Origin of the sequence: Streptomyces sp. DSM 41931, assembly GCF_050271085.1 — a bacterium.
Lineage (GTDB): Bacteria > Actinomycetota > Actinomycetes > Streptomycetales > Streptomycetaceae > Streptomyces > Streptomyces albogriseolus.
The window spans coordinates 3,949,431-3,968,641 of record NZ_CP189902.1 but is presented as its reverse complement, the minus strand read 5'-3'; the positions used below and the strand labels follow the sequence as shown (position 1 = coordinate 3,968,641).

At 74.1% G+C, this 19,211-nt stretch carries 18 protein-coding genes and 1 pseudogene; 5 read left to right on the top strand and 14 right to left on the bottom strand.

Annotation, left to right across the window (positions count from 1 at the left end; genetic code table 11):
- Positions 1-71: 71 nt before the first annotated feature.
- From ACP7TJ_RS18490 to ACP7TJ_RS18460, 7 genes are all read right to left on the bottom strand, one after another.
- Positions 72-398 carry a DUF1048 domain-containing protein gene (locus tag ACP7TJ_RS18490; protein WP_167745107.1) on the bottom strand — a complete coding sequence of 109 codons (327 nt, stop codon included), beginning with the start codon at positions 396-398 and terminating at the stop codon, positions 72-74.
- A 1-nt stretch (position 399) separates the two neighbouring features.
- On the bottom strand, positions 400-756 hold the full coding sequence (locus ACP7TJ_RS18485; RefSeq protein ID WP_266548155.1) for a DUF1048 domain-containing protein: 357 nt from the start codon (positions 754-756) through the stop codon (positions 400-402).
- Complete coding sequence (locus tag ACP7TJ_RS18480) at positions 753-1,079, bottom strand: PadR family transcriptional regulator (RefSeq protein WP_266399623.1); 327 nt, start codon at positions 1,077-1,079, stop codon at positions 753-755. The genes ACP7TJ_RS18485 and ACP7TJ_RS18480 overlap by 4 nt, the downstream gene beginning before the upstream one ends.
- A gap of 516 nt (positions 1,080-1,595) precedes the next feature.
- A complete protein-coding gene (locus tag ACP7TJ_RS18475) occupies positions 1,596-3,212 on the bottom strand; it encodes an MFS transporter (protein ID WP_367496497.1) in 1,617 nt (538 codons plus the stop codon).
- Between the two features lie 91 nt (positions 3,213-3,303).
- Positions 3,304-4,287, bottom strand: coding sequence for a phosphotransferase family protein (locus ACP7TJ_RS18470; protein ID WP_427763960.1), 984 nt, complete (start codon positions 4,285-4,287; stop codon positions 3,304-3,306).
- 18 nt (positions 4,288-4,305) lie between these two features.
- Positions 4,306-5,139, bottom strand: a complete 834-nt coding sequence (locus tag ACP7TJ_RS18465) for an alpha/beta fold hydrolase (RefSeq protein WP_427763957.1) — start codon at positions 5,137-5,139, stop codon at positions 4,306-4,308.
- Between the two features lie 46 nt (positions 5,140-5,185).
- On the bottom strand, positions 5,186-7,123 hold the full coding sequence (locus tag ACP7TJ_RS18460; RefSeq protein WP_427763954.1) for an AfsR/SARP family transcriptional regulator: 1,938 nt from the start codon (positions 7,121-7,123) through the stop codon (positions 5,186-5,188).
- Between the two features lie 153 nt (positions 7,124-7,276).
- Between ACP7TJ_RS18460 and ACP7TJ_RS18455 the strand changes: the two genes are divergently transcribed.
- The 4 genes from ACP7TJ_RS18455 (at position 7,277) to ACP7TJ_RS18440 (ending at position 11,395) form a co-directional block, all read left to right on the top strand.
- Positions 7,277-8,155, top strand: a complete 879-nt coding sequence (locus ACP7TJ_RS18455; protein ID WP_387750550.1) for an alpha/beta fold hydrolase — start codon at positions 7,277-7,279, stop codon at positions 8,153-8,155.
- Between the two features lie 106 nt (positions 8,156-8,261).
- On the top strand, positions 8,262-8,759 hold the full coding sequence (locus ACP7TJ_RS18450) for a DUF4396 domain-containing protein (RefSeq protein ID WP_093765333.1): 498 nt from the start codon (positions 8,262-8,264) through the stop codon (positions 8,757-8,759).
- A 423-nt stretch (positions 8,760-9,182) separates the two neighbouring features.
- Positions 9,183-10,685, top strand: a complete 1,503-nt coding sequence (locus ACP7TJ_RS18445) for a SulP family inorganic anion transporter (RefSeq protein ID WP_427763949.1) — start codon at positions 9,183-9,185, stop codon at positions 10,683-10,685.
- Between the two features lie 80 nt (positions 10,686-10,765).
- Positions 10,766-11,395: a VOC family protein gene (locus ACP7TJ_RS18440; RefSeq protein WP_427763946.1), complete on the top strand. Its 630-nt coding sequence runs from the start codon at positions 10,766-10,768 to the stop codon at positions 11,393-11,395.
- Positions 11,396-11,419: 24 nt separating this feature from the next.
- Here the strand turns inward: ACP7TJ_RS18440 and ACP7TJ_RS18435 are convergent, their stop codons facing one another.
- The 7 genes and pseudogenes from ACP7TJ_RS18435 to ACP7TJ_RS18405 all read right to left on the bottom strand — a co-directional run bounded on the left by ACP7TJ_RS18435 (position 11,420) and on the right by ACP7TJ_RS18405 (position 18,710).
- Complete coding sequence (locus tag ACP7TJ_RS18435; RefSeq protein ID WP_266399595.1) at positions 11,420-12,127, bottom strand: AAA family ATPase; 708 nt, start codon at positions 12,125-12,127, stop codon at positions 11,420-11,422.
- A gap of 44 nt (positions 12,128-12,171) precedes the next feature.
- Positions 12,172-13,437, bottom strand: a complete 1,266-nt coding sequence (locus ACP7TJ_RS18430) for an ArgE/DapE family deacylase (RefSeq protein WP_427763943.1) — start codon at positions 13,435-13,437, stop codon at positions 12,172-12,174.
- 73 nt (positions 13,438-13,510) lie between these two features.
- Positions 13,511-14,914: a HAMP domain-containing sensor histidine kinase gene (locus ACP7TJ_RS18425; protein ID WP_093765486.1), complete on the bottom strand. Its 1,404-nt coding sequence runs from the start codon at positions 14,912-14,914 to the stop codon at positions 13,511-13,513.
- A gap of 48 nt (positions 14,915-14,962) precedes the next feature.
- The gene (locus tag ACP7TJ_RS18420; protein ID WP_367559924.1) at positions 14,963-15,706 is read right to left on the bottom strand and encodes a response regulator transcription factor; all 744 of its coding nucleotides are present in this window, start codon (positions 15,704-15,706) and stop codon (positions 14,963-14,965) included.
- Positions 15,707-16,430: 724 nt separating this feature from the next.
- Positions 16,431-17,048, bottom strand: a pseudogene (locus ACP7TJ_RS18415) (CE1759 family FMN reductase); the annotation flags it as partial.
- A complete protein-coding gene (locus ACP7TJ_RS18410) occupies positions 17,045-18,151 on the bottom strand; it encodes an LLM class flavin-dependent oxidoreductase (protein ID WP_167745119.1) in 1,107 nt (368 codons plus the stop codon). The pseudogene ACP7TJ_RS18415 and the gene ACP7TJ_RS18410, both read right to left, overlap by 4 nt.
- Before the next feature lie 64 nt (positions 18,152-18,215).
- Positions 18,216-18,710, bottom strand: a complete 495-nt coding sequence (locus tag ACP7TJ_RS18405; RefSeq protein ID WP_189911854.1) for a MarR family winged helix-turn-helix transcriptional regulator — start codon at positions 18,708-18,710, stop codon at positions 18,216-18,218.
- 158 nt (positions 18,711-18,868) lie between these two features.
- Here ACP7TJ_RS18405 and ACP7TJ_RS18400 point away from each other — a divergent pair, with 158 nt between their 5' ends.
- A complete protein-coding gene (locus tag ACP7TJ_RS18400; RefSeq protein WP_093765325.1) occupies positions 18,869-19,204 on the top strand; it encodes a YnfA family protein in 336 nt (111 codons plus the stop codon).
- Positions 19,205-19,211 lie beyond the last annotated feature (7 nt).

Genomic DNA, 19,211 nt, shown 5'->3' with positions numbered 1-19,211 from the left:
GCGGGACTTCCCTACGAACGCAGTGGTGATGAAGGAGAGCGGGGCCAACCCGGTGTCGGGATCGACGGGTCCTACTTCTCGGGCGTGCCAGGCTTTCCGCCGAGGGACTCCTGATAGACGTCCGCGTAGGTGCGTGAGTCCTTGATCAGATCGTCGCAGAACGCGGCGACATCCTCGCCGATGAGCTCCAGGACCCCCTTGCCCTCGGCGGCACCCTCCTCGAAGAATTCAACGATTCCGGGGAGCAGGGGCCCGTCGGTCAGGTCGGTCGGCCCGACCTTGAACAGGTACCTCTGCATCTCCTTGTAGACGATCTGGTAGTCCGGCGGGAGCGCCTTGACCCGAGCCATGTGCGCGCGCCACTGCTTCTTGCCCTCGATGATGTCGCGGATGCTCACGTCAGCCCTCCAACCGGCTCAGTTTCCTTGCGACGTTCCTGTTCAACTGCTCGCGCCACCGGTCGCGGTAGGTGCGAGCCCCTCTCCCACCGGCCAGCGCCGCACAGAAGCCCTCGATGTCGTCGCCGAGCGCCTCCTGGACACTCAGCCCGTCCGCCGCGGTTTCCTCGAGCAGCCCCAGGGCGGCGTCGAAGATCGGCGTCAGGTTGCGACCTGTGAGGTCTCCGTGAGGGAAGAGGTGCGCCTTGATCTGCTCCCAAGCCGCCCGGTAGTCCTCCGGCAGGGCCTCGGCCCGGACGTCGAACGCCTTCCAATCCCGGGTGAGATCGCTGCCTGTGACCTTCTCCCAGAAGTTCATCTCCCGCCCTCCTTGAGCATGTCGATCCGTGATGAGACGTACTGCCATTTCGCCCAGAACTTCGCGAGTTCCTCGCGTCCGGCATCGTTGAGCGAGTAGAACTTGCGCGGTGGACCGGCCTCGGACCGTCGCTTCGCCACCTGGACGAGTCCGTTCCTCTCCAGCCGCAGCAGGATGGTGTACACGGTCCCCTCGACGACGTCGGTGAAGCCGAGTTCGTTCAGCCGGCGGGTGATTGCGTACCCGTAGGTTTCCTCGCTGCCGATGATTTCGAGCACGCATCCTTCGAGCGTGCCCTTCAGCATTTCCGTCAGGTCGTCCATCGCCAGCCCACCTCAACCCCATCGGTACTACGTGCTACCGAGTACCACTATAAAGTATCACCGAGTAGTGGGCCGCGCCAGAGAGGGGCGGACACGGACCAGACCTCGCGACCCACGAAGCGAAGGGAGACTTCCGCGCACTACGGACTTTGGCGCGTGGCCCCGCGACCGTGTCCCCTGACCTCACTCCCGGACCTCAGGACCGGGTCCGCATACGGAAGGGTGCGCCTGGATGATCCGGACGTGGGAGCCGGTCATGGCGATGGCGAAGACGGGCCGGAAGTCGGCGGCCAGCAGCGCAAGGCCGCCGACTGGCCGAGGAGCGGGCCGAGAAGCATGCCGATCTGGGCAGGCACGCGTGGAAGGTCGCACAGGCGTCCACGCATCGTTTGCCAGCATCGAGGACCACTCCGTCCGCCCCGGGGGCGGGCCGTCCGGCGAACCACCCGTTGCGGGTGATGCCGGTCCGGGGCACGGCACGGTGTCATGAGCCACCGGCCTTGTCCGGTCCCGCTGCTACGGCTTCGCCGACGCGGGCTGCGTCTTCGGGATCCGGGAGGTGAAGAACATCGCGAGCAGCGCGGCGAGGGCGAGGATGGCCACCGCGGCGCGCAGACCGTCGATCCTGGCGTCTTCGTTCGCGTCGAGTGCCGCCTGAGCCACCTTCTCGCTGGTGCCCGCCTCGTCGAGCGCGGACTCGAGGTCGGCGTCGGACAGGAACGGTACGCCGCTCTCGAGTTCGACCGTCGCCTGCCTCTTGACCTCGGCCGGGATGTCCGGATTCTGCTCCACGCTGGTGAGGAAGGACGTCGTCATCGCGGCGATCAGGATCGACCCGGCGAGCGCCGTACCGATCGACGCGCCCAGGTTGGTGACGGCGTTCTGGACGCCGCCGACCTCCGCGCTCTCCGATTCCGGCACCGCGGACACGGTGACCGACCCGAGCTGGGACGCCAACGCGCCCATGCCCAGCCCGATCAGCAGCAGGGGAATGGTGACGATCTCCGCACCCGCGCCCACGTCGAGCGCGGCCATCAGGACCACCGCCCCGACGAACAACGCCGCGATCCCGAGACGCACCACCCGCCGGGGCGACACCTTCGGCAGGAACTTGGGGATCAGGACGGCGGCCGCCAGCAGGGTCACGGAGAGCGGCAGGAGGCGAGCGCCCGTCTTGAGCGCGGACAGGCCCACGGCGACCGACAGATAGAGCGGTACGACGAAGAACACGCCCATCTGGACGAGGTACTGGAAGAAGAACATCGTCAGTCCGCCGGTGAGCCGTCTGTTCTCCAGCAGGGCCGGATCGACGAGCGCCTCCCTGCGCCGCTCCACCATGCGTGCCTCCCAGTGGAGGAAGAGCCAGATCAGCAGGATTCCGGCCAGCATCAGCCACACCACCAGCGAGACCCCGAGCCACGAGGGCGCGCCGGGCTTCGGCTGGAACCAGCCCCATTCGTCGGAGCGGAGCACGCCGTAGACGAAGAGCCCGAGCCCGAGCGCGGACAGCGCGGCGCCGACGAGATCGATACGGGCGCGTTCGCCGGCCGGTGCGTCGGCGACCCGGCGGGCGAGCACCAGGATGCCGAGCACCACCAGGACCTCTCCGGCGAAGACCCACCGCCATGAGAAGTACGTCGTCGCGACACCGCCGACGAGCGGGCCGACGGCGATCGCCACGGCTCCCGCGGCCGCGACGAGACCGTAGGCGGCGGGACGGCGTTCGGTGGCGAAGTTGCCGGCCACGAGCGCCACGATCGCGGGCATGATGAGCGCCGCCCCGATCCCCTCCAGGAACGACCAGCCGATCAGCAGCACCGTCAGGTTCGGTGCGAGCGCCGTGGTGAAGGACCCGCAGCCGTAGATGACGCAGCCGATCGTGAACGCGCGCTTGCGGCCGATCAGCGTCCCCACCTTGCCGCCGGGGATCATGAACATCGCCATCACGAGGGTGTAGGCCGTGATGGCGCCCTGGACACCCGTCACCGTCGTGCTCAGGTCGTCGGCCACCGTCGCGATGGAGACGTTCATGACCGAGCTGTCGAGTGCCATGAGGAACTGACCGGCCGCGAGTGTCAGCAGAACGGTCCGCGCCTTTGCGGGACTGTCGGCGGTTTTCGTCCGGATTGCCATGCGCGCATGGTCCCAGCCGCCCCGCGGAACGGAACCCGGCCCACCCTGGGGGTCGACCGATCGGCGGAGTGGGCTCGGGTCGACGAGTGGTTCAGCCGTACCGGGTGAACAGGGCGTCGAGGTAGTCCTCCAGGCGGCGGGTGAGGACCTCCGGGGTCAGGTCGGTGCGGCCGAGGGCGCGCCAGGGGACCGCGACCTTCTCCGCGTCGCCGTAGCCCAGGGTGTCCAGGAGGCGCCAGTAGAGGTGGGCGGGGGCGTCCGGAGCGAGGGTGCCGCCGGCGGCGGTGTAGCGGTCGGCGAAGTCCATCCCGGCGGGGGCGCCGTGCAGCAGGGCGAGGGCGGTCGAGCAGTGCGCCACGTCCAGGTCGGCCGGTCCCCAGGAGGTCTCCACCCAGTCGACGACGCCGCTGCCCCGCGGGGCGTCGTCGGGGCCGGTGAAGAGGACGTTGCCGGGGTGGAAGTCCCGGTGCAGGAAGCAGCCCTGGTGGGGCGGGGGTTCGCGGCGGATGGCGTCGGCGGCCCGGCGCCACAGCCCGGGGCGACGGCTGGCCGGGGGCGGTGTCACACGGTCCGGGGAGGCCCACGCCTGGTAGGGGCGGGGGCGTCGACGCGCGGGCACGGGCAGGCGGTGGATGCGGACGAGGAGGCGGGCCAGCTCGTCGGCCCGGGTCTCCGCGCCCTGGTCGTGCGGGCGGACGGCTCCCGGGAGGCGGGTCATCAGCAGGGACGGGTGGTCGCAGTGCCGGGCGGTGGCGTCCACCGCGACGAGCGTGGCCGCCGGGACGTCCGTGGCGGCGAGCAGGCGCAGGATGTCCGCCTCGCGGGTGAGCAGGCCCTCGGCGTGCCGTACGAAGAACGGCTTGACGAAGGAGCGCAGGACGAGGGAGCGGGGGCCGTCCGGCCCGGTGACGTCCAGGCGGCGCATCTCCGACGTCCAGCCGCCGCGCAGCCGGTCCACCCGCTCGATGCGTTCCCCGGCTGACAGGGTCTTCTCCACCCAGGCGCGGGTGGCGTCCCACGGGTGGTCGATGCCTTCGGTCGGGTCGTCGGTCGTGGCCCCCATGCGGGGCAGCATACGTACGCGGGGTGACGGTCAGCCGAGGAAACGGATCAGGTGGTCGTTCAGCTTCTCCGGCTCGGCGACGGGGAGCGAGTGGTGGGTGGCTCCGGGGAGCACCGTCACCTCGGCCTGCGGCAGCACCCGGCGGGCCTTGTCGGCGACCTTGGCGGCGTCGTGCGTACGGCTGTGCTCGGCGAGCAGGACCAGGACCGGCATGCGGAGTCCGGCGGTCCGGGGGCGGCCGCCGACGACCAGCTTGCGGCCGGGCACGGTGGTGGCCAGGGCGTAGAGGCGCTGCCAGGTCTCGTCGAGCGGGCGGCCCGCCGTCTCCCAGGACAGGAAGGAGCGGGCGCGGGCCTCGTTCGGGCGGAGTACGGAGGGCAGCGCGCGGAGGAGGTACCCGGGGCGGAACCCGGCGAACACCTGGGTGGGGTCCAGCAAGGCGAGCCGGTCGATCCGCCGCGGCGCGTGGAGGGCGTACCGGGCGGCCAGCCAGGCGCCGTAGGAGTGGCCGCACAGGTGCGTGCGGGTCAGCTTGAGTCCGTCGAGCACCGCGTCCAGCCAGGCCGTGAGGTCGTCGGCGCCCTTCAGCGGGGTACCCCGGCGTTCGGTGCGGCCGGCGTCGCCCAGCAGGTCCACCGCGTGCACCCGGAACCGCCGGCCGAGCGCCGGGGCGTTGGCGAACCAGACCAGGCCGGTCGCGGAGCCGCCCGGCAGCAGCACGAGAGGGATGCCGTCCGCCGGGCCGTGCACATGCACCCGGGTCGGCCCGTACGGGGTGGCCACGTCCCGCTCCTCCGTGAACTCGGGCCAGCGGGCGCGGAGTTCCTCGTAGGCACGGTCGAAGGCCGAAGGCGATGCGGACACGGAGACATCCTGGCGGCCGGGTTCGCCGCATGCAACGGCGCGCCTCTCACCTGTCCGCGTACGCCTCCGCCTCCTCCAGGTACGTCGCCACCGGGCCCAGGGTCAGCATGCCGGCGGCGGCGCCCGCGTGTTCCGTGCGGGCGTCGCGGAGGGCGGTCGCGGCGCGTGCGGCGGTGTCGTGGTCGCCCAGGCGGACGGCGGCGCGGGCGGTCAGGCACCACAGGGCCTCCTGCAGGTGGTCGGGCGGTGGTGCGGGGGCCGCGGCGAGGGCGGTCCGGGCCTGGGCGTCGCGGCCCTGGTCGAGCAGGAGGAGGGGTTCGGTCCAGGGGCGGTACGGGCCCCAGTCGAGGCGGGGATCGGCGGGCGCGGGCCGGCCGTGCAGCAGGCGCAGGCCCAGCAGGGCGAGCGGGAGCAGGCCGCGGTGCAGTCCCGGCATGCCCGCCGTACGGAGGGCCTCGTCGGCGGTGCGGTAGTGCGCGGCGACCGTGGCGGGGGACGGTCCGCCGGGCTCGGTGCTGCGGGCCGCCGCGACCCGGGCCCGGAACCACGCCGTGAGGACGGGGACGAGGGGCGCCTCGGTGGCGGCGGCGAGCCGTTCGGCGGCTTCCGCGTGCGTGGACGCGGTGTCCAGGTCGCCGAGGGCGGAGGCGGACTGGAGGCGGACGAGCCGGCCGAGCACGGCGAAGGCGGGCAGGCCGTGCGCGGTGGCCAGGTCGAGGATCTCGGCGCCGGTGCGGTCGCGTTCCGCCGCGAGCCCGGGGCGGGTGAAGGACTGGAGGAACACCCCGTTGAGGGCGAACGCCAGCAGGGCGGGGTCGCCCAGGTCCTGGGCCAGCGCCTGAGCCCGCCGGGCCGCGTCCCGGGCGCGGTCCCGCTCCGGCGGGGTCAGGCCGGCGCTGCGGCTCTCGACCGCGACGGTGGCCAGCAGGCGGGCGGTCAGGTCGGCGGGGGCCTCGGGCCCGAGCGCGGCGAGCGTGCGGACGGCGGCCTCGACGACCGCCCGGGACTGCGCGGGGTCGTCGGCCCGGCTCCACAGGGCGGGCACGTCGTAGGCGCCGATGATCCGGGCGGTGAGGGCGAGATCGCCGGTGCGTTCCGCCGCCGTGATCGCGGCGAGACGGTCGCTGCGGGAGCGGACCAGCGCGTCGCCGCCCGCCAGGGCGAGGGTGCGGGCCAGGTCCAGGGTGGTGCGCGGGCCGAGCGGGACGCCGGGACCGGTCCAGGTGGTGGCCGGGGCGGCGGACGGGGTGGTCCCGTTGAGGATGTCCGTCTCCAGGCGCAGCAGGTCGGCGCCCGGGTCGAGTCCGAGCTGGTCGGCGAGGGTCGCGCGGGCGCGGCGCAGGGTGTCCAGCGCGTCGGCGCGGCGGCCCGCGTGGTGCAGGGCGCGGGCGAGGAGCGTCCAGGCGGGTTCGCGCCACGGGTGTGCGGCGACGTGGTCGCGCAGGTCGGTGACGAGGCCGGCGCCCTCGCCCCGGTCGAGGAGGGTGCGGGCGCGCAGTTCGACCGCCTCCGCGCGCAGCTCCTCGAGCCGGGCCCGCTCGCGCTCCGCCCACGCGGAGCCGGTCACGTCGGCGTAGGCGGGACCGCGCCAGGCCGCGAGCGCCTCACCGAGCGCGGCCACCTCGCCGGGGGTGCGCCGGGCGCGGGCGAGGGCGTCCTGGAAGCGGTGCGCGTCGACGTCCTCGCGCGGCAGGCGCAGGGCGTAGCCGGGGCCCTCGGTGACCAGGACGCGCGGCGGGGTGCGGGGCGGCCGGCCGGGTTCGAGGGCACGGCGCAGCGCGGCGACGAACGTGCGCAGGGCGCCGACGGCACGGGCCGGCGGCTGCTCGGCCCACAGGTCGTCGACGAGCGTCTCGGTGGTGACCATCCGCCCCTCGGCGGCGACGAGACGGCCGAGGACCTCACGGTGCCGGGGGCCGCCGAGGGGGACGGGGGTGCCGTCGTCCCTGGAGGCCCGGACGGCGCCGAGCACGTCGATGCGCATGGTTCCCATCCTGGGGGTGGGCGGGGACGAAGGGGCGCGCGCCCTCCTCTCCTGAGGGCGCCCTCACTCCCGGCGTACTGATCCGCTGCTCATCGCGATGCCCCACGCTGCTCCGGTCCCCGCATCACCACCTGGAGAGATGGACGCACCGCTATGACACCCACCATCCCCGGCTTCGGCCACTTCCGCCTGCCCGGTGCGGACGGCGTCGAGCTGGCCGGCGCCGTCGGCGGGCACGGCAGCCCCGTCGTGCTGCTGCACGGTTTCCCGCAGACCCACCTGATGTGGCGGCACGTCGCCGAGCGGCTCGCCGCCGAGCACACCGTGATCTGCCCCGACCTGCGCGGCTACGGCGACAGCGGCAAACCGGCCGCCGACAGCCCCGCCGTGTACGCCAAGCGCACCATGGCGGCCGACGTCGTTGCGCTGGCCGCCGCGCTCGGCCACGACCGCTTCGCCCTCGTCGGGCACGACCGGGGAGCCCTCGTCGCCTTCCGGGCCGGGCTCGACCACCCGGAGACCGTCACGCACCTCGGCATCCTCGACGTCGTGCCGACGCTCGACATGTGGGACGTCCTGCACGGCGTCTCCGCGGCGGTCGCCTTCCACCTGTATCTCATGGCACAGCCGCCCGGCCTGCCGGAGACGATGATCGCGGGCAGCGCGGACGCCTTCTTCGGGTCGTTCCTCGACGCCTGGTCCGGCGGACCGGACGCGCTGCCGCCGGAGGTGCGGGCGGCGTACCTGCGGGCGAGCCGCGCGGCGGTGCCGTCGATCGTCGCCGACTACCGGGCCTCGGCGGGCGTCGACATCGAGCACGACCGGGCCGACCTGGACGCGGGCACCCGGCTCACCATGCCGGTGACGGTCCTCCAGCAGGACTGGGGCGCCCAGCTGGGCTACGACGCCGCGGCGGTGTGGCGGGCCTGGGCGCCGGACCTGGACCACCGGCTGACCAAGGCCGGGCACTTCATGGCCGAGGAGGCGCCCGAGGAGGTGACGGCGGCGATCCGGGACCTGCTGACCCGATGAACACCGCGTCATCACCCCCTGGCGGAATACCCCAGGGGGGTATACCGTTCCGGGTGTGCGTGGGGACGACACGGTCCCCGTGACACTGCGAAGGGGGATGAGGTCCATGGACCACGCCATGCACCACCACACCGGCGCCGGACACGGCGCACCGCACGGCGCTGCGCCCGGCGCGACCTGGTCGATGGCGATACGGGCGACGCTCCACTGCCTGCTCGGCTGTGCCGTCGGCGAGATCCTCGGTATGGCCATCGGCACGTCCCTGATGTGGGGCAACGTCCCGACGATGGCCCTGGCCATCGGCCTGGCCTTCGTCTTCGGCTACTCCTTCACCCTCTTCGCCGTGGTGCGCGCCGGGGTGTCGCCGAGGGCCGCCGTGAAGATCGCGCTGGCCGCCGACACCGTCTCCATCGCGGTGATGGAGCTGGTCGACAACGCCATCATCGCGCTGACCCCGGGGGCGATGGACGCCGAGCTGTCCGAGGGCCTGTTCTGGTACGCCCTGCTCGGCGGCTTCGCCGTCGCCTTCCTGGTCACCACCCCGGTCAACAAGTGGATGATCGGCCGGGGCAAGGGCCACGCGGTGGTCCACGCCCACCACTGACCCCGCCCCGCCCCGGCCCGCCGGCCGGCGCGGGCGCGGACGACGCGGGAGCGGACCGTGCCGACCGGGCAGCCGGTGCGCGCGGCCACGCCCGCGTACGGCGGCCGGCCGGGCGCGGGCGAGGGGTAGAGTGGGCCGGTCAGCCGTGTCGGGGCCGACGAAGCCCCCGGCGAAGACCGCAGTCCGCAGGAGAGAGCGAGCGCATGTCCGTGATGCCCGGCGCCGCTGTCTTCCCGCCGTGACCCTTCGCCCCCGGGCGGTGTCCGGAGTCCCTCCGCGCCGCATCTCCGTGGCCCACGGGCCCCACGCCCGCTGATCCCGGCCCCGACCTCCCCGCGCACGGGGTCGTCCCACGCCCCTCCCGCGTGCCCCGCCCCGTCCCCGGGCGCGCCCGAGCAACGACAGGTCCTCCCTCTCTTGTCCATGTCCTCCGCCCTGTCCCCGTCCGCCTGGCTGCGCGGCTCCCGGCGTCCGTCCTGGCTGTCCGACCCGAAGGTGCTGCGCACCGAGGTGCTCGGCGGGCTGGTGGTGGCGCTGGCGCTGATTCCCGAGGCGATCTCCTTCTCGATCATCGCCGGGGTCGACCCGGCGGTCGGTCTGTTCGCCTCCTTCACCATGGCCGTGACGATCGCGGTCGTCGGCGGCCGGCCCGCCATGATCTCGGCGGCGACCGGCGCCGTCGCCCTCGTCATCGCCCCGCTCAACCGCGAGCACGGCTTCGGGTATCTGGTCGCCGCCGTGATCCTCGCCGGTGTGTTCCAGATCGTGCTGGGCGCGCTCGGGGTGGCGAAGCTGATGCGGTTCGTGCCGCGCAGCGTGATGGTCGGCTTCGTGAACTCCCTGGCCATCCTGATCTTCATGGCGCAGGTGCCGGAGATGACGGACGTGCCGTGGCCGGTGTATCCGCTGATCGCGGCGGGGCTGGCGATGATGGTGTTCTTCCCGAGGCTCACCACCGTGGTGCCGGCGCCGCTGGTGTCCATCGTGATCCTCACCGTGATCACCGTCGCGGCCGGGATCGCCGTGCCGACCGTGGGCGACAAGGGCGACCTGCCGTCGTCGCTGCCCGTGCCGGGGCTGCCGGACGTGCCGTTCACCCTGGACACGCTCACGACCGTCGCGCCGTACGCGTTCGCCATGGCGCTGGTCGGGCTGATGGAGTCGCTGATGACGGCCAAGCTGGTCGACGACATCACCGACACCCGCTCCTCGAAGACCCGCGAGTCCGTCGGGCAGGGCGTCGCCAACATCGTCACCGGCTTCTTCGGCGGCATGGGCGGCTGCGCGATGATCGGCCAGACGATGATCAACGTGCGGGTGTCCGGGGCGCGGACCCGGCTGTCGACGTTCCTCGCGGGCGCGTTCCTGATGGTGCTGTGCATCGTGTTCGGGCCGGTGGTGTCCGACATCCCGATGGCGGCGCTGGTCGCGGTCATGGTGATGGTGTCGGCGGCCACGTTCGACTGGCACTCGGTCGCCCCGCGGACGCTGCGGCGGATGCCGGCCGGGGAGACCGTCGTCATGCTGGTCACCGTCGTCTGCGTGATCGCCACCCACAACCTGGCCGTCGGCGTCGTCGTCGGCTCGATCGCCGCGATGGTGGTGTTCGCGCGGCGCGTCGCCCGGCTGGCCGAGGTCACCGCGGTCACCGATCCGGACGGCGGCACGGTGGTCTACCGGGTCACCGGCGAGCTGTTCTTCGCCTCCTCCAACGACCTGGTCGGCCGGTTCTCGTACGCCACCGACCCCGACAAGGTCGTCATCGACCTGTCCGCCGCCCACATCTGGGACGCCTCCTCGGTCGCCGCCCTCGACGCCATCGGGACGAAGTACGCCCGGCGCGGCAAGACCGTCGAGATCGTCGGCCTGAACGAGCCCAGCGCCCGGATCCACAAGACGCTCAGCGGCGAGCTCACCGGCAGCTGACCGGGAGGCGCGGGGCCGCCCCGGCAACCGGTCAGTTTCCGAGAAGCGCCGGCGGCCGGGGCGGCCCTACCGTCGACCGCATGAACTCCATCGACTCCGTCACCCTGGAGGTGGCCGACCCCACGGCCGCCGCGCGCTTCTACTCCGACGCCTTCGGCCTGGACCGGGAGCGGGTGCGCCTGCGCGTGTCCGACGAGCCCACCGGCGGCTTCCGCGGCTTCACCCTGTCGCTGGTCATGTCCCAGCCCGGCGACGTCGACGCGCTGCACCGCGCCGCCCTCGACGCGGGCGCCACCCTGCTGAAGCCCGCCGAGAAGTCCCTGTGGGGCTACGGCGGTGTCGTCCAGGCGCCCGACGGCACGGTCTGGCAGCTGGTGACCTCGTCGAAGAAGAACACCGGCCCGGTCACCCGGACGATCGACGAGATCGTGCTGCTGCTCGGCGTCGAGGACGTGAAGGCGACCAAGCAGTTCTACGTCGGGCGCGGCCTCACCGCCGGCAAGAGCTTCGGCGGCAAGTACGTCGAGTTCGCGGGCGACCCCGGCAGCGTGAAGCTGTCGCTGTACAAGCGCAAGGCGCTGGCGAAGGTCGCGGGCGTGCCCGTCGAGGGCAGCGGCTCGCACCGCATCGCCCTCGTGAGCCCGGTCGGCCCCTTCACCGACCCGGACGGTTTCGTCTGCGAGGCGCCGGAGCGGAAGCCGGACGAGTGACGCACGTCCCCGGGGGGCGGGACGTCACTCCAGTACGTGCCGCAGGTACGCCGTCGGGTCGGCGAGGTAGCGGCGCCAGTGGTCGACCAGGGCGAGGTCCTGCCAGGCGGTGCGCCGGATGCCGTGGTCGCCGACCTCGACGACGTCCGCGCCGGGCAGGGCGGTCAGCAGCGGGGAGTGGGTGGCGCACACCACCTGCGCGCCGGCCCGCGCCAGCCGGTCGATGTGGCCGAGCAGCTCCAGGCACGAGGAGAAGGACAGGGCGGCCTCGGGCTCGTCCATGACGTACAGGCCGGGGCGCAGGAACTTGTCGCGGAACGCCGCGAGGAAGCCCTCGCCGTGACTGCGCTCGTCCGGTGCGAGGCCCTCCCGGCCCAGCGCGTCCAGGGCGGTCTCGGCGCGCAGGAAGAAGCCCTGGCGGGCGGACCAGGAGGCGAGCATGCGGCGGCCGCGGGGCGCGGCGTCGAAGCGGATGTGCTCGCCCAGCACCGACTTGGTGCGGTGGCTCGCGTACCGCCACTCGTGCGAGCCGCCCCACGGGTCCAGGCCGAAGCCCTCGGCGAGCGCCTCGACCAGGGTCGACTTGCCGGAGCCGTTCTCACCGACGACGAAGGTCACCGGGGCGGTGAACCGCAGACCGCCGTCGAGGAGCGCGCGGACGCAAGGGACCGACCAGGGCCACTCCCCCACGTCGTACGCACCCACATGGGCGTACGCACGTTCGATGATCACGGGTCGAGTCTGTCACGGCGCGGCCCGGCGGGCAGCCCGCCCGCTCACTTCGTGCCGACCGTCCGCAGCACCGTCAGCACCAGGGCCCGTGCCGTCTCCACCACCTCCCGCACGCTCACGTGCTCCCTCGCGCTGTGCGCCACCGCGATGTCGCCCGGCCCGTACTGCAGGGCCGGTATCCCGGCGCCCGTGTAGTGCCGCAGATCGCTGCCGTACGTCGCCCCGCGCCGCCGGGGCGCCGGCCCGCCCGTCGCGTCGGCGTGCGCGGCGCCGACCGTGTCCGCGAGGGGGTGCCCCTCGGGCAGCATGCCGCTCGCGAACTGCCCGCCCGGCCAGGTCACCGTCGCCGGGTGGTCGCGCAGCCAGGGGTCGGCGGCGCACGCCTCGGCCACGCACCGCTCCAGCGCGGCGCGCGCGTCCGCCAGGTCCTCGCCGAGCCGTACGCCGAACCTGCCCTCCGCGACCAGCAGGTCGGGCACGCTGCTGGCCCAGTCCCCGGCCCGCAGCGTGCCCACCGACAGGCCGTACGGGATCGGGTACTCGGCGAGCAGCGGGTCCGGGTCCCGGTTCCGCTCCTCCTCCAGCGCGGCCAGCGCCCGGTGCAGCGGGAGGTAGGCGTCGACCGCGCTCACGCCCTGCTCCCGCGAGCTGCCGTGCGCGGCCTTGCCCGGCACGGCGATCCGGAAGGTCAGCGCGCCCGCGTTGGCGGTGATCAGCGTGGAGGCGGTGGGCTCGGCGATGACGCAGGCGTCGCCGGTGTGACCGCGCCGCAGCGTGCCGAACGCGCCGAGGCCGCCGTCCTCCTCGCCGACGACGAAGTGCGCGGCGACCCGGCCGCGCAGCCGGATCCCGGCCGCGCGTATCGCGGCGAGCGCGGCGAGGTGCGCCGCGAGACCGGCCTTCATGTCGCACGCCCCGCGCCCGTGCACCAGATCTCCCGTGACCCGCGGCACGAAGGGGTCCCCGTCCCACGCGGCCACGTCCCCCGGCGGTACGACGTCGACATGGCCCTGGAGGATCAGCGTCGGCCCGTCGCCCCCGTCGGGCGTCGTCCCGACCAGCCCCCACGCCTCCTCGCGCGGCGCCTCCGTGCCGGGGAAGTCCGGGTCGGCGCGCAGCGCGGGCAGGTCCATCGACCACAGGTCGACGTCCAGCCCCAGCCACTCCAGCCGCCCGGCGAGCTGATGCTGCAACTCCGACTCGGCGGCGCTCCCCGTGACACTCGGCACGGAGATCAGCTCCATCAGCGTCCGCGCGGTCGCCCCCGCGTCCACCGCGGCCAGCGCCGCGGTCTCGTCATCGCTCAGCATGCCGTCCCTCCCCTCGCCCCGGGGGCGACCCGACACCGCCCCCGCATGCATACCTGCGCAGGACGGGCGCGGGCTACGCCCCCGTCTCTCCCCGTTCCTCCGTCGCCCCCGCGACCGTGAAGCCCGTGACCGTGCCGCCGCCCTCCCGGTGGAAGGCGTAGGGGGCGCCGCCGTGGGCGAGGGCGACCTCGCGGACGATCGAGAGGCCCAGGCCCGAGCCGGGGAGGGAGCGGGCGTCGGCGGCGCGGTAGAAGCGGTCGAAGACGCGGGTCAGGTCGTCGTCGGCGATGCCCGGGCCCCGGTCGCGGACCTCCACCCGAACGGTGCCGGGCCGGGCGGGACCCGCCACGTGGATCTCCACGGGCGCGCGGCCCTGCCGGTCGAACTTGACCGCGTTCTCCACCAGGTTGGACAGCGCCCGGGTGAGCATCCCGGGCCGCCCGTGGGTCGTGGTGTCCCCGCTGGCGTGGACCACGATCTCGCGTCCGGTGCGCCGCCGGGCGAGGCCCGCCACCTCGTCGGCGACGTCCGCGAGGTCGATCCGCTGCGGCGGCTCCGTGTCGGACTGCCCGGCCGCCAGGTCGACCAGTTCGTTGACCAGGTCGGTCAGCTCCCGCGCCTCCTGGGCGAGGTCGGTGACCAGCTCCTCGCGGCTGTCGGGCGGGAGCTCGTCGATGCGGCGCAGCAGCGAGATGTTGGTGCGCAGGGAGGTGAGCGGGGTGCGCAGCTCGTGCCCCGCGTCCTGGACCAGCCGGCGCTGGTCCTCCTCGGACTGGGCGAGCCGCCCCAGCATCCGGTCGAAGGCCCGGCCGAGCCGTCCCACCTCGTCATACCCGGCGACCGGCACCTGGATGCCGAGGCGGCGCGTGCGGGCGACGGCCTCGGCGGTGTTGGTGAGCACCACCAGACGGCGGGTGATGCGCCGGGCCAGCCACCAGCCGAACAGCCCGGCGGCGACCACCACGGCCGCCATGAGCAGGAACGTGCGCCGCTGCAGCGCCCGCAGCAGGTCCTCCGTGTCGCTGAACTCCTGCGCGACCTGCACCGCGCCCCTGCCGCCGCCCAGGGAGACGGTCGCGACCCGGTAGACGTCGTCGCCGACGTCCACCCCCGCGTGCACGACCACGCGCCCGGCCGTCGAGGCGCCCGCGACCCGGCGGTCGTCGTCCACCACCGGCAGCCCCGGATCGCCCGGGTCGACGATCCCGCCGTCCGGCCCGAGCACCTGCACGTCCGTGCGGGCCGGGCGCACCAGGTCGTGGCCGGGCGCGGCGGAGGAGAAGTCGTGCGGCGACATCCGGTTCGCCCGGACCTCGTCCCGCAGGTCCCGCACCACCTCGTCGAACACGGACTGCTGGTCCACCCGCAGCAGCCGCGCGGCCGCGTTGTACGACAGGAAGCCGACCAGCAGCGTCACGGTGGCGGTCACCGCCGCGAACGCCACCGCGAAGGTCGTGCCCAGCGACAGCAGCCGCATCCGCCGCCGCTGGACCGACGGCCCGTCCGCACCGCCGCCGACGGCCACTCAGCCCTCCCGCAGGACGTAACCCACCCCGCGCACCGTGTGGATGAGCTGCGGGGCGCCGGGCTCGTCGAGCTTGCGGCGCAGATAGCCGACGTAGACGGCGAGGTTCTTGGAGCCGGGGCCGAAGTCGTAGCCCCAGATACGGTCGTAGATGGTGGCGTGCTCCAGGACCACGCCGGCGTTGCGGATGAGCAGTTCCAGCAGCTCGAACTCGGTGCGGGTCAGCTCCAGTTCGCGGTCGCCGCGCCAGGCCCGGCGGGCCTGCGGGTCCATGCGCAGTCCGGCCGCCTCCAGACAGCGCCCGGACGGCGCGGGCGCCCCGGGCTCCGGGGCCGCGGCGGGCTCGGGCTCCGTGGGCACGGCCTCCGTGGGCGCGGGGGCCGCCCGGCGCAGGAGGGCGCGCAGCCGGGCGAAGACCTCCTCGACGTCGAACGGCTTGACGACGTAGTCGTCGGCGCCCGCGTCGAGCCCGGCGATGCGGTCGGCGGTCTCCACCAGCGCGGTCAGTATCAGCACCGGGGTGCGGTCGCCCTCGGCGCGCAGCACCCGGCACACCTGGAGTCCGTCGATGCCGGGCATCATCACGTCGAGCACCAGCACGTCGGGCCGGCTGCGGTGCGCCTGCGCGAGGGCCTCGACGCCGTCGGCGACGGCCGTGACGTGGTAGCCCTCCAGGGTCAGCGCGCGCTCCAGCGCGTTGCGGATGGCGCGGTCGTCTTCGGCGAGCAGAACGGTGTGCGGCACCCGCCCAGTGTGCCAAGCCGCCGGGGCCGGGCGGCCCCGGCGGCCGTCCGGGCCTCCGCTTCTTACCGCCGTCTCACCCGCCGGGGCGCAGCGCGGCGAGCCGTTCCGCGAAGGGGGTCACGTTCTCGAACGTGTCCTTCTTGGGCAGCGGGGCACCCACGGGCGCCGCCCGCCGGTCCGCGGCGCCGGGCTGCGGGGCCGTCCCCCGGCCGGGCGCGGCCCCGGGCCCCGGTGACGGCTGCCCGTTCGGCGCGGCCGTACCGCTGCCCGCAGGGCTGCCCGGCGAGGACGCACGGCCACCGGGCGCGGCCCCATCCCGCGGGGCTGTCCCCTGAGCGCCGGACGCCGCCATCCGGGGCTCCGCCCCGTCGGCGGAGGTTCCCGTCGCGGGTGACGGTTCGCCGCCGCTCGGCGCGTTCGGCCCACGGCCCACGGGGCCGCCCTGCGAGGGGCCCGGGCCACCGGGCACGGCCCCCGGCGACAGGCGACCGTCCCGACCCGGCCCACTGCCCGCGAGGCCACCCTCCGCGGAACCCCGGCCACCGGCCACGGCCGCAACCCCCGGCGACAGGCGACCGTCCCGACCCAGCCCACTGCCCGCGAGGCCACCCTCCGCGGAACCCCGGCCACCGGGCACGGCCGCAACCCCCGGCGACGGGTGACCGTCCCGACCCGGCCCGCCGCCCGCGGGGCCACCCTGCGAGGGGCCCGGGCCACCGGGCACGGGTACGGCCGTCGGCCCCGGCGACGGGCGGCCGTCCGGGCCCGGGCCGCGGACCGAGGTGGGGGCCTGCCGGAGTGCCGGGTCGGCTCCCGCGCCCGCCGCCAAGGCGGCCAGTTCGCCCGCCGCCCGCCCGATGCGGGCGTTCAGCCCCTCCGCGCCCCAGTCCTCCGACGCCGCGTAGACGCCCGTCGGGACGACGACCGCGCGGAGGTAGGAGAAGAGGGGACGGAGCGCGTGGTCCAGGACCAGGGAGTGACGGGCGCTGCCGCCCGTCGCCGCGATCAGCACCGGCGTGCCGGTCAGGGCCTCCGGGTCGGTGGAGCTCAGCGCGTCGAAAAAGGACTTGAACAGCCCGCTGTACGACGCGGAGAACACCGGGGTGACCACGATCAGCCCGTCCGCCCCGCTCACCGCGTCGAACGCCTCCGACAGCGCCGGCCCGGGGAAGCCGTTGGTGAAGGTGTGCGCGATCTGCACGGCGAGGTCCCGCAGCTCGACCACCCGGACGCCGGCCGGATCCGCACCGGCCGAGGCGGCCGCGGCCGAGGCGAGCCGGTCGCCCAGCAGCCGCGTGGACGACGGCACGCTCAGCCCGGCCGACACGACGACGATCCTCATGTCCGCGCCCCCTCCTGGGCCGTGGCGCCCTTCCGCGCGGCGCCCAGCAGCGAGGCGTGCGTGGGCGCCTCCGGCACGTCCGCCGGGCGGTTCCTGGCGAACTCCTTCCGCAGCACCGGCACGACCTCCTCGCCGAGCAGGTCGAGCTGCTCCAGCACCGTCTTCAGCGGCAGCCCGGCGTGGTCCATCAGGAACAGCTGGCGCTGGTAGTCGCCGGCGTAGTCGCGGAAGGACAGCGTCTTCTCGATGACCTGCTGCGGGGAGCCCACGGTCAGCGGGGTCTGCGCGGTGAACTCCTCCAGCGAGGGCCCGTGCCCGTACACCGGCGCGACGTCGAAGTACGGCCGGAACTCCCGCACCGCGTCCTGCGAGTTCTTCCGCATGAACACCTGCCCGCCGAGGCCGACGATCGCCTGCTCGGGGGTGCCGTGCCCGTAGTGGGCGTACCGGGACCGGTACAGCTCGACCATCCGCTTCGTGTGGTCGGCCGGCCAGAAGATGTTGTTGTGGAAGAAGCCGTCGCCGTAGTAGGCGGCCTGTTCGGCGATCTCCGGCGAGCGGATGGATCCGTGCCAGACGAACGGCGGCACGCCGTCGAGCGGGCGGGGCGTGGAGGTGAAGCCCTGCAGCGGGGTGCGGAAGCGCCCCTCCCAGTCGACGACGTCCTCGCGCCACAGCCGGTGCAGCAGCGCGTAGTTCTCGACGGCGAGGTTGATGCCCTGCCGGATGTCCTGGCCGAACCAGGGGTAGACCGGGCCGGTGTTGCCGCGGCCCATCATCAGGTCCACCCGGCCGTCGGCCAGATGCTGGAGCATCGCGTAGTCCTCGGCGATCTTCACCGGGTCGTTGGTGGTGATCAGCGTGGTGGAGGTGGACAGCAGCAGCCGCTCGGTGCGGGCCGCGATGTAGCCGAGCATGGTGGTCGGCGAGGACGGCACGAACGGCGGGTTGTGGTGCTCGCCGGTCGCGAACACGTCCAGGCCCACCTCCTCGGCCTTCAGCGCGATGGCGACCATGGCCTTGATCCGCTCGCGCTCGGTCGGCGTGCGCCCCGTGGTCGGGTCGGGGGTGACGTCCCCGACGCTGAAGATCCCGAACTGCATGGCCGCTCACCTTCCAGGTTGTTGACGGTTCAACTATACCCCTGGAACGGCGCCGCGCCCCGTCCTATTCCGCCTGCCCGGACACGGCCTCCCGAGCCCGCGCGCCCTCCGGAGCCGGCTCCCCCGCCCGCAGCCGGGCCGCCTGCTCGGCGCCGTACTCCGTGGTGCGCCGCATGTGCTCGACGAACAGCGCCAGCTCACCGTCGTCCAGGTCGTCGAAGAGCGCGAACCAGCCGCTCCCGACCCGCTCCCACACCCGCGCCACCTCGGCGACGCGCTCCGGCACCGGCGCGACCAGCACCAGCCGCCGGTCGCCCGCGTCCCGCGCCCGCACCACGTACCCGGCCCGCTCCAGCCGGTCCACCAGCCGCGTCGCCGACCCGGTGGTCAGCCCCGTCAGCTCCGCGATCCGCCCGGTCGTCACCGGACCGGACTCCAGGGTGAGCAGGTTCAGGCACTGCAGGTCGGTCGGATGCAGGCCCAGCCGGTCGGCGAGCGCCTGGTTGAACAGCGCGTACGACGCCATGTACCGCCGGGCCACCACCGCCAGCTCCGCCATCAGCCGCGCCCGCCCCTCCCCCGGCGGCCCCGCCGTCGTCGTCGTGTCCCCGGCCCGTCCGTCCGCTGCGTCCGTCACGGGGGCATGTATCCCTCGGACCACGGCGGCGCAGGCGCCCTCCAACAGGTGACACGGGCGGCCCGTGCGAAGCTGCGGCCATGCTGATCGTCCGCTCCGCCGCCCTGTTCGTCCTCGCCGCGATCCTGGAGATCGGCGGCGCCTGGCTGGTCTGGCAGGGCGTCCGCGAACACCGCGGCTGGATGTGGGCGGCCGGCGGCGTCCTCGCCCTCGGCGCGTACGGCTTCGTCGCCACCTTCCAGCCCGACGCCCACTTCGGCCGGGTGCTCGCCGCGTACGGCGGGATCTTCGTCGCCGGGTCGATCCTGTGGGGCGTGGTCGCCGACGGCTACCGCCCGGACCGCTGGGACATCACCGGCGCGCTGGTCTGCCTGGCCGGCATGGCGGTCATCATGTGGGCCCCGCGAGGCGGCTGACGCGGCC

Coding starts and splice junctions, on each gene's coding strand:
- ACP7TJ_RS18480 (WP_266399623.1), bottom strand. CDS start 1,079: ATGGACGACCTGACGGAAATGCTGAAGGGCACGCTCGAAGGATGCGTG.
- ACP7TJ_RS18485 (WP_266548155.1), bottom strand. CDS start 756: ATGAACTTCTGGGAGAAGGTCACAGGCAGCGATCTCACCCGGGATTGG.
- ACP7TJ_RS18400 (WP_093765325.1), top strand. CDS start 18,869: ATGCTGATCGTCCGCTCCGCCGCCCTGTTCGTCCTCGCCGCGATCCTG.
- ACP7TJ_RS18440 (WP_427763946.1), top strand. CDS start 10,766: ATGAACTCCATCGACTCCGTCACCCTGGAGGTGGCCGACCCCACGGCC.
- ACP7TJ_RS18410 (WP_167745119.1), bottom strand. CDS start 18,151: ATGCAGTTCGGGATCTTCAGCGTCGGGGACGTCACCCCCGACCCGACC.
- ACP7TJ_RS18425 (WP_093765486.1), bottom strand. CDS start 14,914: ATGCGGCTGCTGTCGCTGGGCACGACCTTCGCGGTGGCGTTCGCGGCG.
- ACP7TJ_RS18445 (WP_427763949.1), top strand. CDS start 9,183: ATGTCCTCCGCCCTGTCCCCGTCCGCCTGGCTGCGCGGCTCCCGGCGT.
- ACP7TJ_RS18430 (WP_427763943.1), bottom strand. CDS start 13,437: ATGCTGAGCGATGACGAGACCGCGGCGCTGGCCGCGGTGGACGCGGGG.
- ACP7TJ_RS18475 (WP_367496497.1), bottom strand. CDS start 3,212: ATGGCAATCCGGACGAAAACCGCCGACAGTCCCGCAAAGGCGCGGACC.
- ACP7TJ_RS18405 (WP_189911854.1), bottom strand. CDS start 18,710: ATGGCGGAGCTGGCGGTGGTGGCCCGGCGGTACATGGCGTCGTACGCG.
- ACP7TJ_RS18470 (WP_427763960.1), bottom strand. CDS start 4,287: ATGCTGCCCCGCATGGGGGCCACGACCGACGACCCGACCGAAGGCATC.
- ACP7TJ_RS18455 (WP_387750550.1), top strand. CDS start 7,277: ATGACACCCACCATCCCCGGCTTCGGCCACTTCCGCCTGCCCGGTGCG.
- ACP7TJ_RS18450 (WP_093765333.1), top strand. CDS start 8,262: ATGGACCACGCCATGCACCACCACACCGGCGCCGGACACGGCGCACCG.
- ACP7TJ_RS18460 (WP_427763954.1), bottom strand. CDS start 7,123: ATGCGCATCGACGTGCTCGGCGCCGTCCGGGCCTCCAGGGACGACGGC.